Consider the following 19,507-nt stretch of genomic DNA (forward strand, 5'->3'; position numbering starts at 1 on the left):
TTATTTTCTAAATTTCTTTATTCGGTACATATTTAAGGAATATTCATGTCAGTACCTTCGTCTACTTATTCAGGATCCTCAACTGGTGGGGATCTCATAGAAATGGCAATTTTAACTGCCCCCCCCCCCCCCAGATCTAGCACATCTGACTCGGATATATCCGATTCCTCTATATCTACAGAAGGAACTCAAGGAACTCTTTGTACAACTCAAAACATTATCACACTTGTAGAAGAAGGCTCCCACCACCAACCGTTAACAGTACCAGAAGTATACGAGGCTATATGTGTAGCAGATCCTTCTCAACAAGATCCTATGGATTACCACGTTGGAATCACATATATTAATGGATCTATGCAAACATGTTTTGAAGCTACTAACGAAGCAATGCATATAAGCACTACGCGTGGAGGAGATCCTGTAAGACTCCTCTATAATAATGGTGATGGTCTTGGTTTTTGGTGTTTTGGGACACGGTGCCGTACCACTCCTCCTCTGGAACACCCCCTCTGTCAAAGTCTTCTGGAGGTTTGGAACCAATTTTTCGAACATCCCCAAAACGCAGGAAGAGAACATCTTGTCTTCTTTTACGGTAATGGGGGTATTTACGTTCGAGTTGCTTTAGAGGTTTCTCCTCATTCCTCACACATTTGTGTTGTTGGAATTAGCCCTAGCATTACCATCCCAGTCCCTCATCGAGCACATCATTATCGTGTTACTGGAGATTGGACTAACATACAAGAAACTCGGACAACTACTCTGCCTTATTCAGATGGATCAGAAGGATTATACTCGCCCAGTCTGCGCTGTCCTTCATTTGCTTGGGCACTAAGATATGGAGAGAGAGTGCTGGGTAGTAGTGGTAGATCGGAAGGAGAAGAATCACAACCACAACTGGATGAAAGAAGAGTCGCACTTATCGTCAATCCTCGTTCACCCGTAATGGATCAGCTTACCTCTTGGCTAGGGACAATAGATATGGGAATAGAGACAATAGCTGAATTTAATCCCCGTCCACAAACTTGTAATGAGGTAATGCTAACAATGCTTTTTTCTTTGACTAAAGTTTCTTCTGTAGTTCAAGAATGCCTACTAACGTTTTTAGCTGAAGGCTTTGATTTGACAATGTGCTACGTTGTTATCACAGGATACACAGCTCTTACAATACGTTACTTTTTCCTTCTCTTTACAAATCATCCAAATTGTCGAAGACTACTACGTCTTCCAAGATTGTTTGCTTTAGGGGCATATCCTCTGACTATTGTGACTCCTCTATTTGATCATATGAATCTAATACGAAGATTACTTGGAATCTGGACTGTGACCCCCTCGTCCCTATACAGTACAATGTTTATTATAGGCGCAGTTATTAATGGAAGTGTAGTACATGTAGAATGCGTACGAAACTTTTATCCATGTCTTCGTGGCCGTATTCAAAGGTTTTTTTATCGTTTTTTAAGTGAAGAGGGAACCTTACGTTCTGGATTAGTTCGAATAGATCAGACAAATACTCGAGAATCAGCAATAAATCTATTCGATACTCTATACGGGGGAATTTTTCTACCTGCACTAATTATAATTTTTAACCAAGTAGTTATACAAATTCCCCAATCAATAATACATTTAAATAATAGCACGAATTCTTCTATCTACCCTGAAGGAAACCTTACACGCACATCATCAAATATACAAGGAAGCCAGGCTCTTTTTTTCGGACAAACCTTAAACAGCATGTTGTACCTGATAGTTTTCTGTATAAATGTTATGTTTCTTATAAGGTTAGTACGTCAATACTACCGTTATCATCGCCGCTAAAAATAATTGTTTTTTAGAAACATTGGGAAAAATCATAGTTTATTTACCCTCAGTAAGGCAATAAGGACAGACTTTTAACCGCTTATCCCAAGATTTCTCAATGATTTTTATGGCGACTTGCTCATGGTTGGCATTATAAGCCAAATATTGAGCCCCTAAACCTGTCTTATTTAAAAACTCTTGAAATGCCTTAAATTCATGGCTTTCATAACCTGGAAAGTTATAAAACTCATCAAAAACAATAATAGTTCCTGGACATATTCTAGAACCAAAAGCTTCAAAAGCCGTTACTGATGACGAATACAACTCACAATCAATATGTAAAAAAGCAACTTTTTCTTTTGGATCCACAGTTTGTGCAAAATTTATTAAAGTATCTTTAAACCATCCTTTAATGAGTTTTACGTTATGTAAAACAGGGGGAAGAAGATTTGGATTTCCAAAGGCAAAAGTACCTGCAATAAAAGTTTTATCTTTTCTCACCCAAGGCTCGGGTAACCCCTCAAAAGAATCAAATCCAAAGATCGTCTGATGAGGATTTAATGCCGCAAGAAAATTGGCACTCCTCCCAGTACACACCCCAAGATCAATATACAGTCCTTTTAATTCCACGCTGTCAGAACCATATCTCAATACCTCTACATCCGAAAGCAGGGGTACAGCATTCGATAGATATTGTTTTACAAAAATTTTAGCTGTTTCACTATTCTCATAGGGTTTATCTCCCGACGCAAAATGATAAAGCTGATGACCTGGTTGTGGAGAAGCAGCAAAAGGTATGTTAATTTGTAGTAACTGCACTAGGTCTACTTGTTCTACAGAACATAAAGCCGTTTGATAAGTAAATCCGTACAAAAGTAAAAATAAAATCTTATGTATTAGCATCGTACATTCTCGGTTTTTAAAAAGATAAAAAACTTGGTTCATGGTGGACTCAAAGTTGTCAATAAAGATGCCACCAGAATCAACTGCAAATGACTTGCAGGGACAAAAAGTTCATCAACTTACATTATGTAGTCGAATCCTTGCTTTGCTATTCCTATCTTAGACTTTATTTTCAGGTAGAGAAAATATGAATCTTTCATCTAAATAGATATTAGCACCCGCCAGGGTGATTATACACAAGATTTTTGTCTAGAAAAATTTATTCATGGAACTTTACAATCCTATAAAAAATCCCTTATTCTGTAAAAATCCTAAGCCTTCTTTGAAACGAATTTTTATAAAGCCATAAGGCAATCTAGACAGTTCATTCTATTTACAAGATTGAACACGAGGGTTATTGTTGCAAATTAGTATTTCGTTTATCTTGTTCAAACAAAGATTGAAGTAGTGGATTTACTGTTTCTACTTTGTAGTAGACACAAAAAAGAACACAGGCGTGTGTTTCATGTTTCAATATAACGAGTATAAGAATAAATTGGAGTAGGAAGATTATGAATTCAAATTGTACCTGTACCATACAATTTAATGATGAGCATTTGAAGCATATTTAAGTAATTCAACTTCGATCCAGTAGTCAATAAAATGCAGTTTGTTGTCAGTATCTATAGGGTGATATTTTAAATAACAGGCGATGATGTCGTCTAAAAATTCTTGATGCAATTCTTTAGGTAGTTGTTGTAAATACCACAACCAACCTGTAATCCATGTTGCAAAAGCTACCTGAGTTGGAAAAGTCTCATCCACAGTAATAATCTCTAATCGTTGAAGAAGTAAACCTGTTTCTTCAACATAGGTCGCGAATTTAGCAGGAGTGACAAGAGAAAGTGGATTTGAAAAATTAACAAAATAATTCGCCCATTTTGATGAAGCAACTACGGTATTTATCGCAAAATCAAAACGATCATACCCATAATCAGGTGCAAAATATAGAAACACCTTACCGCCAGGTTTTAAGGCTTTTTCTATTTCTTGCAGCGCGACAAAATGGTCACAAACCCAATGAAAGCAGCTAAATGATACGATAAAATCAAATTCACTTTCAAAACCTAAATTCATAGCATCACGCTTAATAAAGTCTAAGTTATTTAAACGAATTTTATTCTTTAGATTTTGAGCAACTTGTAACATAGAGTCCGAAGTATCTACTCCAAAGACAAAACCATAAGGTACTGCTTGTGCTATTTTAGCTGTAATACGTCCATCACCACATCCAATATCTAAAATTTTTTCATAACCACTCAACTGAAATTTTTGAATATACGAAATCGCCCATTGACATTGTAAATCAGAGTTATTCAAATAATGTTGACCGTCCCAATGATCATCTTGTATAGGAATTTCATTTGTAAAAATTAATAAATAAGAACTCAAAAAACATAAGCAAAGCAAAAACTTCATTGTTTTTCCTTGTATTTCAGTGTTACAGAAAATCATGAAGCTTTCATGTAATGACATCGAGCTATTTTTTAACAATATTCTCTATAATGGGAAGTAGTGTAACACGAATGCCCCTTAAAGACAGTCCTCAGAACCTTTTTGTCATTAGACATATTCTTGTGCTTCTAGCGATTTGACTACAACATTGATATCGGGATTAAATAAGATATTGCTTATACAGAAGAAGAAATCGCCTATCTAATAAAGAGAACGAGATTATTTTTAGGATAAGTCTATAGCGTTATCTTTTCGCAATATAGCACATTCCAAAATACCTCAGAGTAGTTAAGTAATTATTCTTAAAACAAGTTACGTTTATTATAAGAATATTGTGATAGCACATAATATTACTAGGCTATTTTTAGGGTGATTTTAATAAAAGAAATCTATAGTTGGGATAGAAAATTTTTCCAAAAACTTGGATCTAACTCAATTAAAGAAACTCAGCTCCCTTGGTAAACTTTAACTTTAGATAATGACTCGCTTGCTTTTTAAAAATAATAAATGGGGCAGCCTGGATTTGAACCAGGGACCTACGGGTTATGAGTCCGCAGCTCTAACCACTGAGCTACTGCCCCAAATTAAAGAAAACTATGCTAACACAAATCTTCCGAGTAAAGCAAGTGATAACCATGTTTTAATTATGAGCAATCTTTTAAATAGCGTACAGAAATCTGTTTCATCTTCATATATAAAGATTCACCACCGTTCACTCGGCCAAAAGATAAATACTCACGCAGTCGTTCAAAAAACACCGGCTTACATGTCAAAATTGTCGTAGGAGTTTCTCCTGAATAAACTTCAGTAAATATACTCGCAATCCCTCCAGATATCAAAGCTTCAGTATAGGTGAAAAAAAATAAACGCCCTTCCTGATAAACCTCATATAAATAAAGATTGCTTTGACAACCCAAAACTAAGTTCTCTTTACGGATCTGCTGTTTGTCAAACGAATGAGATTCAATGTTATACCCCATCAATCCTAGATATAGAGCATCCTTATAAAAGGGTTCGGAAAAAAGTTTCCGAATTACCATACGTTGCTTTTCAAGACATCGGGCATGCTGAAGAGGACAAATAGGTTCCAAATTTACTCCTCGATGACTCTATCAGGCTCTTGCTTTAAATGTACTAGGGTTTGCGATAATGTCTGAATACACTGGTTCGCTTTTTCAATCACTGTATTTGGATTTTCTGATAACCAAGTTTGTGATCTCCCTAGCCCTGCAATATCAACTGTGTAGGGAAGCGGCCAACTTGTTTCTAGCTTTAAAGAATCCATTGTTTGTGATAATACTGCATTTTGATTAGCAGACTGATTAACTTCTAGAAGTATCTGAATTTGCTTTTGCATGATCATTTGGTGTTTTAAAAGCTGATACCCATTAATTGCGCTCTGGATACTTGCTATTTGGTTTTCATGAGCCTTTTTATCAAGAGTATAAGTCGCTTCTTCCCCAAAACGTAATTGGTAGGTTGCCTTAATACTGATCTGATTGCCTATGCAAAAACCTATAACACAACCTACAGCTTGAGGGATGGCATAAATTAGTGCAGAAATAGATGAAATAATTGTAGCTAAAAGAATTTGCCGCGTCCCATGCGGATCCAGCTGCTGGATCCCATAATGTATCCAATTCCATAGGCTATTATAATCTTTATACTTATTCTCCTTATCGAGAAAATTCGAAGTAATAATACCTACAATAACGCCAATACCTAGGCCAATACCTAGCCAAATAGTCAAAGTCATTGCTACAGCATGGTGACAGATTAAAATTAATGCCCAAGCTAAAATATAAAAAAGTATATACTTCCAATTATCCCTTAAAAATCTGCTAATTTTTTCTAAAACCGAACGTACATGCATCCAAATAACATGTTTAGACGGAGTATAGGAAATTTTAGGTAGGAGGCCTAACGCCGGTAAAGTCGAAATTGCCGGCTGAACTGGTAGGGGTGAAAATAAGACAATACTTACTTCTTCTAAATTCGGCTGCGAAGAATCTGCCTGCGATGGAGAAATCGGGGAAGTAGTAGTATTTAAATCACAAAGTGATACTAAAGAAGATGAGCTTCCTCTAGAGGATATTGGAGAAGACATTATTATTAAAAAATAAAGCAATAAAAGACTTTTATAGTAAAATAACTTGTTTTTCTTTGTAAATACTGGTTTTTTGTTTTGTCAGTAGGCAAGGGGAAAGTATTCAAAAATTTATTACTATCTTCGCTCTGTTGTGAAAGAGATTTGACTTTTTCTAAATAACCAATATAATCCTGTCGCGTTTATAGAATAGGCTAAATGGGAGCCTGCTCTTCTAAATGTGGGGCTAGATCTATATTTAAGGACAACTTCATTGCAATGACCTTAACCTGAAATTTTTTGAAGAATAGTTTGATACATGGCAAAAAAAGAAGATACTCTTGTTCTCGAGGGTAAGGTGGAAGAACTTCTCCCAGGAATGCATTTCCGTGTTCTATTAGAAAACGGTATGCCAGTAACTGCGCATCTCTGTGGCAAAATGCGTATGAGTAATATCCGTTTACTTGTCGGAGACCGTGTAACTGTGGAAATGTCCGCTTATGATTTAACAAAAGCAAGAGTTGTCTATAGGCATCGTTAATTGTTTTCTATTGATGTTTTAAAATAAGTGACATAGACTAGGCAAGTTTCTGAGCCATGAAAATCGTGGAAATAAGTAGGCCCAGGTAGCTCAGTGGTAGAGCACTTGCATGGTAAGCAAGTGGTCATAGGTTCAATTCCTATTCTGGGCAGAAAGGAATAGTTGGAGTAATAAATAATTTTTTTTAAAGAGGATTCAGAGATGTCGAAAGAAACTTTTCAACGTAATAAGCCCCATATCAACATTGGTACTATCGGGCACGTTGACCACGGGAAAACCACACTAACAGCAGCAATTACACGTGCGTTGTCAGGGGATGGGCTAGCCGATTTTCGCGATTACAGTTCGATTGACAATACTCCTGAAGAAAAAGCTAGAGGGATTACAATTAATGCTTCTCACGTTGAATACGAAACTCCAAATCGTCATTATGCTCACGTAGATTGTCCTGGCCATGCTGACTATGTCAAGAATATGATTACAGGAGCAGCACAAATGGATGGAGCTATTCTTGTTGTTTCTGCCACCGATGGTGCTATGCCTCAAACCAAAGAACACATTCTTTTAGCTAGGCAAGTAGGCGTGCCTTATATTGTTGTATTTCTCAACAAGGTAGATATGATTTCTCAAGAAGATGCAGAACTCGTTGATCTAGTGGAAATGGAATTAAGTGAACTTCTCGACGAGAAAGGATATAAAGGATGTCCTATCATTCGAGGCTCTGCATTGAAAGCTTTGGAAGGAGATATCTCCTATATCGAGAAAGTACGTGAATTGATGCAAGCGGTAGATGACAATATTCCTACCCCAGAAAGAGAAGTTGATAAGCCTTTTCTTATGCCCATTGAAGACGTATTTTCAATATCTGGTCGTGGTACAGTAGTGACAGGAAGAATTGAGCGTGGGATTGTTAAAGTCTCTGATAAAGTTCAAATTGTTGGGTTGGGAGATACAAAGGAAACTATCGTAACTGGCGTAGAAATGTTCAGAAAAGAACTCCCAGAAGGTCGCGCAGGAGAAAATGTAGGCCTACTTCTTCGAGGTATTGGCAAGAATGATGTAGAAAGAGGTATGGTTATTTGCCAACCTAATAGCGTAAAACCTCATACTAAATTTAAATCTGCTGTTTATGTATTGCAAAAAGAAGAAGGCGGGCGTCATAAGCCATTCTTTAGTGGGTATAGGCCGCAATTTTTTTTCCGCACCACTGATGTGACAGGCGTGGTTACTCTCCCTGAGAATGTGGAAATGGTTATGCCTGGAGATAACGTCGAGTTAAATATTGAACTTATCTGTCCCGTTGCTCTAGAGGAAGGAATGAGATTTGCTATTCGTGAAGGTGGTCGTACTATTGGGGCTGGAACGATTTCAAAGATTATTGCTTAAAGAAATTAAGTGAAAATAATGCGCAATACAGCATTGTATTGTGCTTTCTGGGTGTGTAGCTTAGCTGGTAGAGCAGTGGCCTCCAAAGCCGCCGGTCGGGGGTTCGACTCCCTTCGCACCCGTGGGTATTTAACTTTGATCTAGAAGTCAGTTTATGAAACAGCAAAATCATCGCGAGGCTTTATCTCATAAACTCGCTGCAGCTAAAAAACAAGCAAAGTCTGCAGGTGGTTTTTTAGATGAAATAAAAAAAATTGAATGGGTGAATAGGCGAGACCTTAGAAAATATGTTAAAATCATTATTATCAGTATTTTTGGATTCGGATTTGCCATCTATTGCATAGATTTAGTGTTTCGTAAGTTGCTCACATTTTTGGGTAGTATCATAAGCTTTTTGTTCGGTTAGTTGCATGTTTAAATGGTATGTCGTTCAAGTCTTCACGGCTCAAGAGAAAAAAGTAAAAAAAGCTTTGGAAGATTTCAAAGAATCCTCCGGAATGATTGATTTTATACAAGAAATTATCTTGCCAATCGAAAACGTTATGGAAGTTAAAAAGGGTGAACATAAAATTGTCGAAAAATATATTTGGCCAGGATACCTGCTTATTAAGATGCATCTTACCGATGAATCATGGCTCTATGTAAAGAGTACTCCAGGTGTTGTCGAATTTTTAGGCGGAGGTGTTCCTGTAGCGCTTTCTGAAGATGAAGTAAAAAGTATTCTCACAGATATAGAAGAAAAAAAATCCGGTATTGTTCAGAAGCATCAATTTGAAGTGGGTTCTCGGGTTAAGATTAATGATGGAGTGTTTGTCAACTTCATTGGGGTGGTTTCCGAGGTCTTTCATGATAAAGGTCGTTTAAGTGTTATGGTTTCGATTTTTGGGCGAGAAACTCGTGTAGATGATTTAGAATTCTGGCAGGTGGAAGAAGTAGCTCTGGGACAGGAAAGTGAATAGTAGAATAAAATCTGTGTATTCTTATTCTCTATCTTCTTATAATTTTAGTTTTTTTGCCCTCTGCTTGCCGAGGTCCTTGAATACAAAATAAGGTCTAGTATGTCGAATAAAAAGGTAGTGAAAATAATTAAATTGCAAATCCTCGGAGGTAAAGCAAATCCTGCTCCACCCATCGGACCTGCTTTAGGTGCTGCTGGAGTAAATATTATGGGATTCTGTAAGGAATTTAATGCTGCAACTCAAGATAAGCCAGGAGATTTACTGCCTGTAGTAATTACTGTATATTCAGATAAAACTTTTACTTTTATAACGAAGCAGCCTCCAGTTTCTTCTTTGATTAAAAAGACCCTAAATTTGGAGTCCGGTTCTAAAATTCCTAATCGCACTAAAGTAGGAAAATTAACTCAGACTCAGATTGCAATTATTGCTGAACAAAAAATGAAAGATATGGATGTCATTCTTTTAGAATCTGCCAAGCGGATGGTGGAAGGTACTGCCCGTAGCATGGGTATAGACGTAGAATAACTTGTTATTTATAGAGCTACATAATTATGACAAAACACGGAAAACGTATACGAAGCATCTTAAAAGGTTATGATTTTTCAAAGCCATATTCTTTGCAAGAAGGTATAGATATTTTAAAACAGTGTCCTGCAGTGCGCTTTGACCAAACGGTAGATGTTTCCATTAAATTAGGTATAGACCCTAAAAAGAGTGATCAGCAAATCCGTGGGGCTGTTTTTTTGCCTAATGGAACGGGAAAAATTTTAAAGATTTTAGTTTTTGCTGCTGGAAATAAGGCTAAGGAGGCTATTGACGCTGGTGCTGATTTTGTCGGTAGTGATGATCTTATTGATAAGATCAAAACTGGGTGGTTAGAATTTGATGTTGCCGTTGCCACGCCTGATATGATGCGTGAGGTGGGGAAGTTAGGAAAGGTTTTAGGGCCCAGAAATCTTATGCCTACTCCTAAAACAGGCACCGTAACCACAGATGTTTCCAAAAGTATAGGAGAGCTACGCAAAGGAAGAATTGAATTTAAAGCAGATCGTGCTGGCGTATGTAATGTGGGTGTAGGCAAATTATCTTTTGATGGTTCTCAAATTAAAGAAAATATTGAGGCGTTAAGTGCAGCTCTTATTAAAGCTAAGCCTCCAACAGCTAAAGGTCAGTATTTGGTTTCATTTACAATCTCTTCTACTATGGGACCTGGAATCTCTATAGATACTAGGGAATTAATGGCATCTTAATCATATAGAGGGAAAATGAAAGAAGAAAAAGTATTGCTTCTTCAAGAGGTAAAGGAAAAGATTTCTGCATCTCAGGGTTTTATTTTATTAAGATATCTTGGAATGACAGCAGTTTGCTCTCGGGAGTTTCGTAATTCATTATCCGAAGTTTCTGCAGAGTTTGAAGTTTTGAAGAAAAGGATTTTGTTGAAAACTTTAGAGGCTACTGGTGTAGAAATAAGCTACAGTGATGAAGGACATCTTGGAGTTGTATTTTCTTATGGAGATCCTATTGTAGCAGCAAAACAGGTATTAGATTTTAATAAACAACACAACAATTCTTTAGTTTTTCTTGCTGGAAGAATAGACAACGCCTCCCTTTCTGGTGAAGAAGTGGAAGCTGTCGCTAAACTACCATCTCTCAAAGAGCTTAGACAGCAAATCGTCGGATTATTTGCTGCGCCTATGTCTCAAGTTGTGGGAATTATGGGTTCTGCTCTTTCTGGTATTATCTCCTGCGTACAGCAGAAGGCAGAAAAGAATTAAGGAATGTAGTTAAAGTTCTCAAAATCAAGTAAGGGTGACAAAAGTGACAATAGAAAGTTTGGAAGTCTTGGTAGAGAAGTTGAGTGGCCTAACAGTGCTTGAACTCTCTCAATTAAGAAAATTATTAGAAGAAAAGTGGGATGTTACTGCTGCAGCTCCTATGGTTGCCGTGGCAGGTGCCGTTGGTGGTGGAGAAGCTCTTGCTCCTGTTGAACCTACAGAGTTTATAGTAACTCTTGAAGAGGTTCCCGCAGATAAAAAAATTGGTGTTTTAAAAGTTATTAGAGAAATCACAGGCTTGGCTTTAAAAGAAGCTAAAGAAATGACAGAAGGCTTGCCTAAAGTTGTCAAAGAGAAAACTTCTAAAGTTGATGCTGAAGAAACTGTCAAAAAATTACAAGAAGCAGGTGCAAAAGCTTCCGCTAAGGGACTGTAGTGTTATGGAAAAGAAAAATATAAGAGTTTTTCTTTTCTTTTCATGTTAAAAAATTAAATCCGCCCCAGACAGGCATAGGTGAGCTTGTTTAGGGAAGTTTTGTTGCATCACAATAGCAGGAGAGCGCGCATGTTCAAATGCCCTGAACGGGTCAGTGTCAAAAAAAAGGAAGATATCCTAGACCTTCCAAATCTTATCGAAATTCAAATTAAGTCTTATAAGCAGTTTCTTCAGATTGGCAAGTTAGCAGAAGAAAGAGAAAATATTGGTTTAGAAGAAGTTTTCAGAGAAATTTTTCCTATTAAATCTTACAATGAAGCCACGATTCTCGAGTATCTTTCTTATAATTTAGGTGTGCCTAAATATTCTCCAGAAGAATGTATTCGGAGGGGAATTACTTATAGTGTGACTTTAAAAGTCTGCTTCCGATTAATCGATGAAACGGGCATTAAAGAAGAAGAAGTTTATATGGGAACCATTCCCATCATGACTGATAAAGGAACTTTTATTATTAACGGCGCAGAACGCGTTGTTGTTTCACAGGTTCATCGTTCCCCAGGCATTAACTTTGAACAAGAAAAACATTCCAAGGGGAATATTCTTTTTTCATTTAGAATCATTCCTTATCGAGGGAGTTGGCTCGAGGCCATTTTTGATATCAATGACTTAATTTATATTCATATTGATAGGAAAAAACGTCGTCGTAAAATTTTGGCAATGACCTTCATTCGTGCTTTAGGATATTCCTCAGACGCTGACATCATTGAAGAATTTTTTAAAATAGAAGAGAACGTTCTTAAAAGTGAAAAAGATTTTGCTTTGCTTGTGGGAAGGGTTTTGGCTGATAACGTCATTGATGAGACCTCTTCCTTAGTTTACGGTAAGGCTGGAGAAAAGCTCAGTACAGCTATGTTAAAACGTATGTTAGATGCTGGGATTACTGCAGTAAAAATTGCTGTTGATGCTGATGAAAATCACCCTATTATTAAAATGCTAGCTAAAGATCCTACCGATTCTTATGAAGCCGCGTTGAAAGATTTTTATCGTCGATTACGTCCAGGAGAACCTGCAACTCTAGCAAATGCACGATCTACAATTATGAGATTATTCTTTGATCCTAAGCGCTATAACTTGGGACGTGTAGGTCGTTATAAGCTTAATCGTAAGTTAGGCTTTGCTATGGATGATGAAGCTCTATCTCAAGTTACCTTGAGAAAAGAAGATGTGATTGGCGCTTTAAAATACCTCATTCGCTTAAAAATGGGAGATGAAAAAGCTGGTGTAGATGACATTGACCATCTTGCAAATCGGCGGGTCCGTTCTGTTGGAGAACTAATTCAGAATCAATGCCGTTCTGGTCTTGCAAGAATGGAGAAAATTGTTCGGGAAAGAATGAATTTATTTGATTTTTCTTCAGATACCTTAACACCCGGAAAAATTGTTTCTGCTAAAGGTCTTGCAAGTGTATTGAAAGATTTCTTTGGGCGTTCGCAATTGTCACAATTCATGGACCAAACCAATCCTGTGGCTGAGCTGACTCATAAACGACGTCTTTCTGCTTTAGGTCCTGGGGGGTTAAACAGGGAACGTGCAGGGTTTGAAGTTCGAGATGTCCATGCCAGTCACTATGGACGTATCTGTCCTATTGAAACGCCGGAAGGACCGAATATTGGTTTAATTACTTCTCTGTCGGCTTTTGCTAAAATTAATGAGTTTGGATTTATTGAAACGCCCTACCGTATTGTCAGAGATGGTATTGTAACAGATGAAATCGAGTATATGACAGCCGATGTGGAAGAAGAATGTGTGATTGCTCAAGCTTCTGCAAGTTTAGATGAATACAATATGTTTACTGAACCTGTATGTTGGGTGCGTCACAGTGGTGAAGCTTACGAAGCGCCTACGAACACAGTAACACATATGGACGTTTCTCCCAAACAGCTTGTCTCTATTGTAACAGGCTTGATTCCTTTCCTAGAGCATGACGATGCTAACCGTGCTTTAATGGGATCCAACATGCAACGTCAAGCAGTGCCTTTACTTAAAACAGAAGCTCCTATTGTAGGTACAGGACTAGAGTGTCGCGCTGCCAAAGATTCTGGAGCGATTGTTGTTGCAGAAGAAGATGGTATAGTAGATTTCGTCGACGGTTATAATGTTATTGTTTCTGCTAAACATAATCCAACGATTAAGCGTATATATCCTTTAAAAAAATTCTTAAGATCAAATTCTGGTACGTGTATTAATCAAAAGCCTTTGTGCTCAGTAGGTGATGTAATAATAAAAGGCGACGTGATTGCCGATGGACCTGCGACAGACAGTGGAGAGTTGGCCTTGGGTAAAAATGTCCTTGTTGCCTTTATGCCTTGGTATGGATATAACTTTGAAGACGCTATCATTATATCCGAAAAACTAATTCGAAAGGATGCGTATACCTCAATTTATATCGAAGAATTTGAACTAACCGCACGGGATACAAAATTAGGGAAAGAGGAAATTACTCGTGATATTCCCAACGTATCTGATGAGGTATTAGCTAATCTTGGAGAAGACGGGATTATTCGTATTGGTGCTGAAGTAAAACCTGGAGATGTTCTTGTCGGTAAAATTACACCGAAATCAGAAACAGAATTAGCTCCTGAAGAGCGCTTGCTGCGTGCTATCTTTGGAGAGAAAGCCGCCGATGTTAAAGATGCCTCTTTAACAGTTCCTCCTGGTACGGAAGGTGTAGTTATGGATGTGAAGGTCTTTAGTAGAAAAGACCGCTTGTCTAAAAGTGATGATGAGCTTGTAGAGGAAGCTGTTTACCTTAAAGATCTCCAAAAGGGATATAAAAACCAAATTGCCGTATTAAAAACGGAATATCGTGAAAAATTAGGAGCTCTTTTACTGAATGAAAAGGCTCCAGCTTCTATTATTCATCGTCGTACGGCTGATATCCTAGTCCATGAAGGAGTTGTTTTTGACCAAGATACTATAGAAATTCTTGAGCAAGAAGCTTTAGTCGATCTTCTCATGCCTCCTTGTGAAATGTATGATGTATTGAAAGGATTATTGTCAGGTTATGAAACTACTCTGCAACGTTTAGAAGTAAACTATAGAACTGAAGTTGAACATATTCGAGAAGGCGATGCAGATTTAGATCATGGTGTAATTCGCCAAGTAAAAGTTTATGTTGCTTCTAAGAGAAAACTTCAAGTCGGAGATAAAATGGCAGGGCGTCATGGAAATAAAGGCGTCGTATCCAAGATTGTTCCTGAAGCGGACATGCCTTATCTTGCCAACGGTGAAACCGTACAGATGATTCTTAATCCTCTAGGTGTGCCTTCAAGGATGAACCTAGGACAAGTATTGGAAACACATCTTGGTTATGCTGCAAAAACTGCAGGCATTTACGTTAAAACTCCTGTATTTGAAGGATTCCCGGAAAATCGTATTTGGGACATGATGATCGAGCAAGGATTGCCAGAGGATGGCAAGTCCTTCCTTTATGACGGTAAAACGGGTGAGCGATTTGATAATAAGGTCGTTATTGGTTACATTTATATGCTAAAACTCAGTCACTTAATTGCTGATAAAATTCACGCAAGATCTATTGGACCCTACTCCTTAGTTACACAGCAGCCTCTTGGAGGTAAAGCTCAAATGGGTGGACAAAGGTTTGGAGAGATGGAGGTTTGGGCTCTAGAGGCTTATGGTGTGGCCCATATGCTTCAGGAAATTCTTACAGTAAAATCTGATGATGTCTCTGGACGGACGAGAATCTATGAGTCGATTGTTAAAGGAGAAAATCTTTTAAGATCAGGAACTCCTGAATCTTTTAATGTCTTAATTAAGGAGATGCAAGGTTTAGGACTTGATGTTCGTCCTATGGTAGTAGACGCTTAAAAAAAATACTTGTTGGAGAAAATAATGTTCGGAGAAAATTCTCGAGACATTGGTGTCCTTTCCAAAGAGGGGCTGTTTGATAAATTAGAAATAGGCATAGCTTCAGATGTTGCGATCCGAGATAAGTGGTCTTGTGGAGAAATTAAAAAACCTGAAACGATAAATTATCGTACATTTAAACCAGAAAAAGGTGGATTGTTCTGTGAAAAAATCTTTGGTCCTACCAAAGATTGGGAATGTTGCTGTGGAAAATATAAAAAGATTAAGCATAAAGGAATTGTTTGCGATCGTTGTGGAGTTGAGGTTACTCTTTCAAAAGTACGTCGAGAACGCATGGCTCATATTGAACTCGCTGTTCCTATTGTTCATATTTGGTTTTTTAAAACCACACCATCAAGAATTGGTAATGTACTTGGTATGACTGCTTCGGATCTTGAACGCGTCATCTATTATGAAGAATACGTTGTCATTGATCCAGGTAAAACTGACTTAACAAAGAAGCAGCTTTTAAATGATGCCCAGTATCGTGAAGTAATAGAAAAGTGGAGTAAAGATGCTTTTGTTGCCAAAATGGGAGGCGAAGCAATTTATGATCTATTAAAGTCTGAAGACCTTCAAAGTTTACTTAAAGAATTAAAAGAACGTTTGCGTAAAACGAAATCCCAACAAGCAAGAATGAAACTTGCTAAACGATTAAAAATTATTGAAGGCTTCGTTTCTTCTTCTAATAACCCTGAATGGATGGTATTAAGGAATATTCCTGTAGTCCCCCCCGATCTTCGTCCTCTAGTTCCTTTAGATGGCGGACGTTTTGCAACCTCAGACTTGAACGATTTATATCGTCGTGTAATTAATCGTAACAATCGTTTGAAAGCAATTTTACGATTAAAAACACCAGAAGTCATTGTACGCAATGAAAAACGTATGCTACAGGAAGCCGTGGATGCACTATTTGATAATGGTCGTCACGGTCATCCAGTCATGGGAGCTGGCAATCGTCCATTAAAATCCCTTTCAGAGATGTTAAAGGGGAAGAATGGACGTTTTCGTCAAAACCTTCTCGGAAAACGAGTAGATTACTCCGGACGTTCTGTTATTATTGTTGGACCTGAATTGAAATTTAATCAATGCGGGTTACCCAAGGAAATGGCTCTAGAGTTATTTGAACCTTTTATTATTAAGCGTCTTAAAGATCAGGGGAGTGTCTATACTATCCGTTCTGCTAAGAAAATGATTCAACGTGGAGCTCCTGAAGTTTGGGATGTGCTGGAAGAGATTATTAAAGGACATCCTGTACTGTTAAATCGCGCTCCTACATTACATCGTTTGGGGATACAAGCTTTTGAACCTGTACTTATTGAAGGTAAAGCCATTCGAGTACATCCTTTAGTGTGTGCAGCATTTAATGCCGACTTTGACGGAGACCAAATGGCTGTGCACGTTCCTCTTTCCATAGAAGCACAACTTGAAGCTAAAATTTTAATGATGGCACCAGATAATATTTTCCTTCCTTCTTCTGGAAAACCTGTAGCGATTCCTTCTAAGGATATGACTTTAGGATTGTATTATCTTATGGCAGACCCCACATACTTCCCTGAAGAACATGGGGGGAAAACGAAGATTTTTAAAGACGTCATTGAAGTGCTGCGGGCATTAAATAATGGTGGATTTGTAGATGAAATATGTGGAACTCGTCGGGATGAGACAGGACGAGGTATTCATATTCATGAGAGAATTAAAGTTCGCATAGATGGACAAATTATCGAAACTACTCCAGGAAGAGTCTTATTTAATAGAATTGTTCCCAAAGAATTAGGGTTTCAGAATTACAGCATGCCAAGTAAACGGATTAGCGAGTTGATTTTGCAATGCTATAAAAAAGTCGGCTTAGAAGCTACTGTATGTTTTTTAGATGATCTTAAGGATCTCGGATTCATCCAAGCAACAAAAGCTGCTATTTCTATGGGATTAAAGGATGTGCAAATTCCTGAGATTAAAAGTAAAATCTTACAAGATGCTTACGATAAAGTGGCTATTGTTAGAAAACAATATGATGACGGAATCATCACAGAAGGAGAGCGGCATTCAAAAACGATTAGTATTTGGACAGAAGTTTCGGATCAACTTTCTAACGCACTTTATATAGAGATTAGTAAACAAAAACGTAGTAAGCACAATCCCCTATTCCTTATGATTGATTCTGGTGCTCGAGGAAACAAATCTCAGTTGAAACAGTTAGGAGCTTTACGAGGATTAATGGCGAAACCCAATGGTGCTATTATTGAATCGCCAATCACTTCAAATTTTCGCGAAGGACTTACCGTGTTAGAATACTCTATTTCTTCTCACGGTGCACGAAAAGGTTTGGCGGATACTGCTTTGAAAACTGCAGACTCTGGATATCTTACAAGAAGACTTGTAGATGTTGCTCAAGATGTTATTATTACTGAACAAGATTGTGGAACTTTAAATCACATCGAAATTTCTGCTATTCGTCAAGGTTCTGAAGAACTTTTACCACTTAAAGATCGTATTTATGGCCGTACTGTAGCTGAAGATATTTATCAGCCTGGAGATAAAAGTAAGTTGCTGGCTGAAATTGGAGATGTTCTTACTTCATTACAAGCAGAGGTTATCGATGATGCAGGTATTGAAGGAATAAAGATTCGTTCAACGTTAACTTGTGAAAGCTCTCGTGGTGTGTGTGCAAAGTGCTATGGTCTTAATCTTGCCAATGGTCGTCTTATCGGTATGGGCGAAGCTGTAGGAATTATTGCTGCTCAATCTATTGGAGAACCAGGTACACAGTTAACAATGAGAACATTCCACTTGGGTGGTATTGCTGCAACATCCTCAACGCCAGAAATTGTGACAAACAGTGGGGGGATTTTGGTTTACATGGATCTTCGTATTGTTCAAGAGAAAGACGGCAATAGTCTTGTACTCAATAAAAAAGGAGCCCTTCATGTTGTCCGCGATGAAGGACGTAGCCTTGAAGAATATAAAAGATTATTAAATACAAAATCTATCGAAAGTTTAGAAACTTTCCCCGTAGAATTGGGTGTAAAGATTCTTATAGCTGATGGAGAACCTGTCTGTAAAGGACAAAGAATTGCTGAAGTTGAGCTCCACAACATTCCTATTATTTGCGATAAACCAGGGTTTGTAAAATATGAAGATTTGGTTGAAGGAGTCTCTACTGAAAAGGTAGTGAATAAAAATACTGGACTTGTCGAACTTATTGTGAAGCAACATCGTGGAGAACTGCATCCACAAATTGCTATTTATGATGATATTCACCTTTCGGAACTTGTTGGAACTTATGCAATACCTTCAGGAGCAATTATTTCGGTGGAAGAAGGTCAAAAAGTGGATCCCGGAATGCTTTTGGCTAGATTGCCCCGGGGAGCGATTAAGACAAAAGATATTACAGGAGGGTTACCTCGCGTTGCTGAATTGGTGGAAGCTCGCAAACCCGAAGACGCTGCTGACATCGCAAAAATTGATGGGATTGTAGACTTTAAGGGAGTCCAAAAGAACAAACGTATTCTTGTTGTCCGCGATGAGTTTACTGGAATGGAGGAAGAACACTTGATTCCATTAACAAAACATTTGATTGTGCAGCGTGGTGATAACGTAATTAAAGGTCAACAACTTACTGATGGTTTGGTTGTTCCTCACGAAATTTTGGAAATTTGCGGTGTACGAGAGCTCCAAAAATATCTTGTCAATGAAGTTCAAGAGGTTTACCGTTTACAAGGAGTGGATATCAACGACAAACATATCGAAATCATTGTTCGTCAAATGTTGCAAAAAGTTCGGATTACAGATCCAGGTGATACAACACTACTCTTTGGTGAGGATGTAAATAAAAAAGAATTCTATAAAGAGAATCGTCGTACTGAGGAAGACGGAGGGAAACCTGCGCAAGCTGTTCCTGTATTGCTTGGAATTACTAAAGCTTCTCTAGGAACTGAATCCTTTATCTCTGCAGCTTCCTTCCAAGATACAACACGAGTATTGACAGACGCTGCCTGTAGTAGTAAGACAGACTATCTGTTAGGCTTTAAAGAGAATGTGATTATGGGGCATATGATTCCTGGAGGTACAGGATTTGAAACTCATAAACGTATTAAACAGTATTTAGAAAAAGAACAGGAAGATTTAGTTTTTGACTTCATTAGTGAATCTGAATGTGCTTGTTAAGTAGCCATGGACTAGAACATTGAACATTGGAGGTTA

At 37.8% G+C, this 19,507-nt stretch carries 15 protein-coding genes and 3 tRNA genes; 13 read left to right on the forward strand and 5 right to left on the reverse strand.

The window, feature by feature from the left end:
- The first annotated feature begins 45 nt into the window (after positions 1 to 45).
- The gene (locus Cs308_RS03290) at positions 46 to 1,815 is read left to right on the forward strand and encodes a DUF687 family protein (RefSeq protein WP_066482523.1); all 1,770 of its coding nucleotides are present in this window, start codon (positions 46 to 48) and stop codon (positions 1,813 to 1,815) included.
- Positions 1,816 to 1,854: 39 nt separating this feature from the next.
- On the opposite strand, the gene Cs308_RS03295 is transcribed toward Cs308_RS03290, so the two are convergent.
- From Cs308_RS03295 to Cs308_RS03315, 5 genes are all read right to left on the reverse strand, one after another.
- Positions 1,855 to 2,700, reverse strand: coding sequence for a TylF/MycF/NovP-related O-methyltransferase (locus tag Cs308_RS03295; RefSeq protein ID WP_066482525.1), 846 nt, complete (start codon positions 2,698 to 2,700; stop codon positions 1,855 to 1,857).
- Positions 2,701 to 3,282: 582 nt separating this feature from the next.
- Positions 3,283 to 4,194: a class I SAM-dependent methyltransferase gene (locus tag Cs308_RS03300; RefSeq protein ID WP_197481283.1), complete on the reverse strand. Its 912-nt coding sequence runs from the start codon at positions 4,192 to 4,194 to the stop codon at positions 3,283 to 3,285.
- A gap of 508 nt (positions 4,195 to 4,702) precedes the next feature.
- A tRNA-Ile gene (locus tag Cs308_RS03305) sits at positions 4,703 to 4,775 on the reverse strand.
- A 63-nt stretch (positions 4,776 to 4,838) separates the two neighbouring features.
- Positions 4,839 to 5,234, reverse strand: a complete 396-nt coding sequence (locus tag Cs308_RS03310; RefSeq protein ID WP_420834798.1) for a SufE family protein — start codon at positions 5,232 to 5,234, stop codon at positions 4,839 to 4,841.
- 53 nt (positions 5,235 to 5,287) lie between these two features.
- On the reverse strand, positions 5,288 to 6,301 hold the full coding sequence (locus Cs308_RS03315) for a hypothetical protein (RefSeq protein ID WP_066482529.1): 1,014 nt from the start codon (positions 6,299 to 6,301) through the stop codon (positions 5,288 to 5,290).
- 298 nt (positions 6,302 to 6,599) lie between these two features.
- Here Cs308_RS03315 and infA point away from each other — a divergent pair, with 298 nt between their 5' ends.
- The 12 genes from infA (at position 6,600) to rpoC (ending at position 19,471) form a co-directional block, all read left to right on the forward strand.
- Positions 6,600 to 6,821 (forward strand): translation initiation factor IF-1, encoded by a 222-nt coding sequence (gene infA, locus Cs308_RS03320; protein WP_066482530.1) that lies wholly within the window; start codon positions 6,600 to 6,602, stop codon positions 6,819 to 6,821.
- A 79-nt stretch (positions 6,822 to 6,900) separates the two neighbouring features.
- Positions 6,901 to 6,972: transfer RNA gene (locus Cs308_RS03325), tRNA-Thr, on the forward strand.
- 50 nt (positions 6,973 to 7,022) lie between these two features.
- Positions 7,023 to 8,207: an elongation factor Tu gene (gene tuf / locus Cs308_RS03330; RefSeq protein WP_066482532.1), complete on the forward strand. Its 1,185-nt coding sequence runs from the start codon at positions 7,023 to 7,025 to the stop codon at positions 8,205 to 8,207.
- Between the two features lie 49 nt (positions 8,208 to 8,256).
- Positions 8,257 to 8,329, forward strand: a tRNA-Trp gene (locus tag Cs308_RS03335).
- Between the two features lie 32 nt (positions 8,330 to 8,361).
- Positions 8,362 to 8,613 (forward strand): preprotein translocase subunit SecE, encoded by a 252-nt coding sequence (secE, locus tag Cs308_RS03340; RefSeq protein ID WP_066482534.1) that lies wholly within the window; start codon positions 8,362 to 8,364, stop codon positions 8,611 to 8,613.
- Positions 8,614 to 8,617: 4 nt separating this feature from the next.
- On the forward strand, positions 8,618 to 9,166 hold the full coding sequence (nusG, locus tag Cs308_RS03345) for a transcription termination/antitermination protein NusG (protein WP_066482542.1): 549 nt from the start codon (positions 8,618 to 8,620) through the stop codon (positions 9,164 to 9,166).
- Positions 9,167 to 9,265: 99 nt separating this feature from the next.
- Positions 9,266 to 9,691: a 50S ribosomal protein L11 gene (rplK, locus tag Cs308_RS03350; protein ID WP_066482544.1), complete on the forward strand. Its 426-nt coding sequence runs from the start codon at positions 9,266 to 9,268 to the stop codon at positions 9,689 to 9,691.
- Positions 9,692 to 9,717: 26 nt separating this feature from the next.
- Positions 9,718 to 10,416 (forward strand): 50S ribosomal protein L1, encoded by a 699-nt coding sequence (gene rplA / locus Cs308_RS03355; protein WP_066482546.1) that lies wholly within the window; start codon positions 9,718 to 9,720, stop codon positions 10,414 to 10,416.
- A gap of 15 nt (positions 10,417 to 10,431) precedes the next feature.
- Positions 10,432 to 10,941, forward strand: coding sequence for a 50S ribosomal protein L10 (gene rplJ, locus Cs308_RS03360; protein WP_066482548.1), 510 nt, complete (start codon positions 10,432 to 10,434; stop codon positions 10,939 to 10,941).
- Positions 10,942 to 10,984: 43 nt separating this feature from the next.
- On the forward strand, positions 10,985 to 11,377 hold the full coding sequence (gene rplL, locus Cs308_RS03365) for a 50S ribosomal protein L7/L12 (RefSeq protein WP_066483429.1): 393 nt from the start codon (positions 10,985 to 10,987) through the stop codon (positions 11,375 to 11,377).
- 129 nt (positions 11,378 to 11,506) lie between these two features.
- On the forward strand, positions 11,507 to 15,265 hold the full coding sequence (gene rpoB, locus Cs308_RS03370; protein ID WP_066482553.1) for a DNA-directed RNA polymerase subunit beta: 3,759 nt from the start codon (positions 11,507 to 11,509) through the stop codon (positions 15,263 to 15,265).
- A 24-nt stretch (positions 15,266 to 15,289) separates the two neighbouring features.
- The gene (gene rpoC / locus Cs308_RS03375; protein WP_066482554.1) at positions 15,290 to 19,471 is read left to right on the forward strand and encodes a DNA-directed RNA polymerase subunit beta'; all 4,182 of its coding nucleotides are present in this window, start codon (positions 15,290 to 15,292) and stop codon (positions 19,469 to 19,471) included.
- Positions 19,472 to 19,507: the final 36 nt, after the last annotated feature.

Source organism: Candidatus Chlamydia sanziniae, from assembly GCF_001653975.1.
Classification (GTDB): domain Bacteria; phylum Chlamydiota; class Chlamydiia; order Chlamydiales; family Chlamydiaceae; genus Chlamydia; species Chlamydia sanziniae.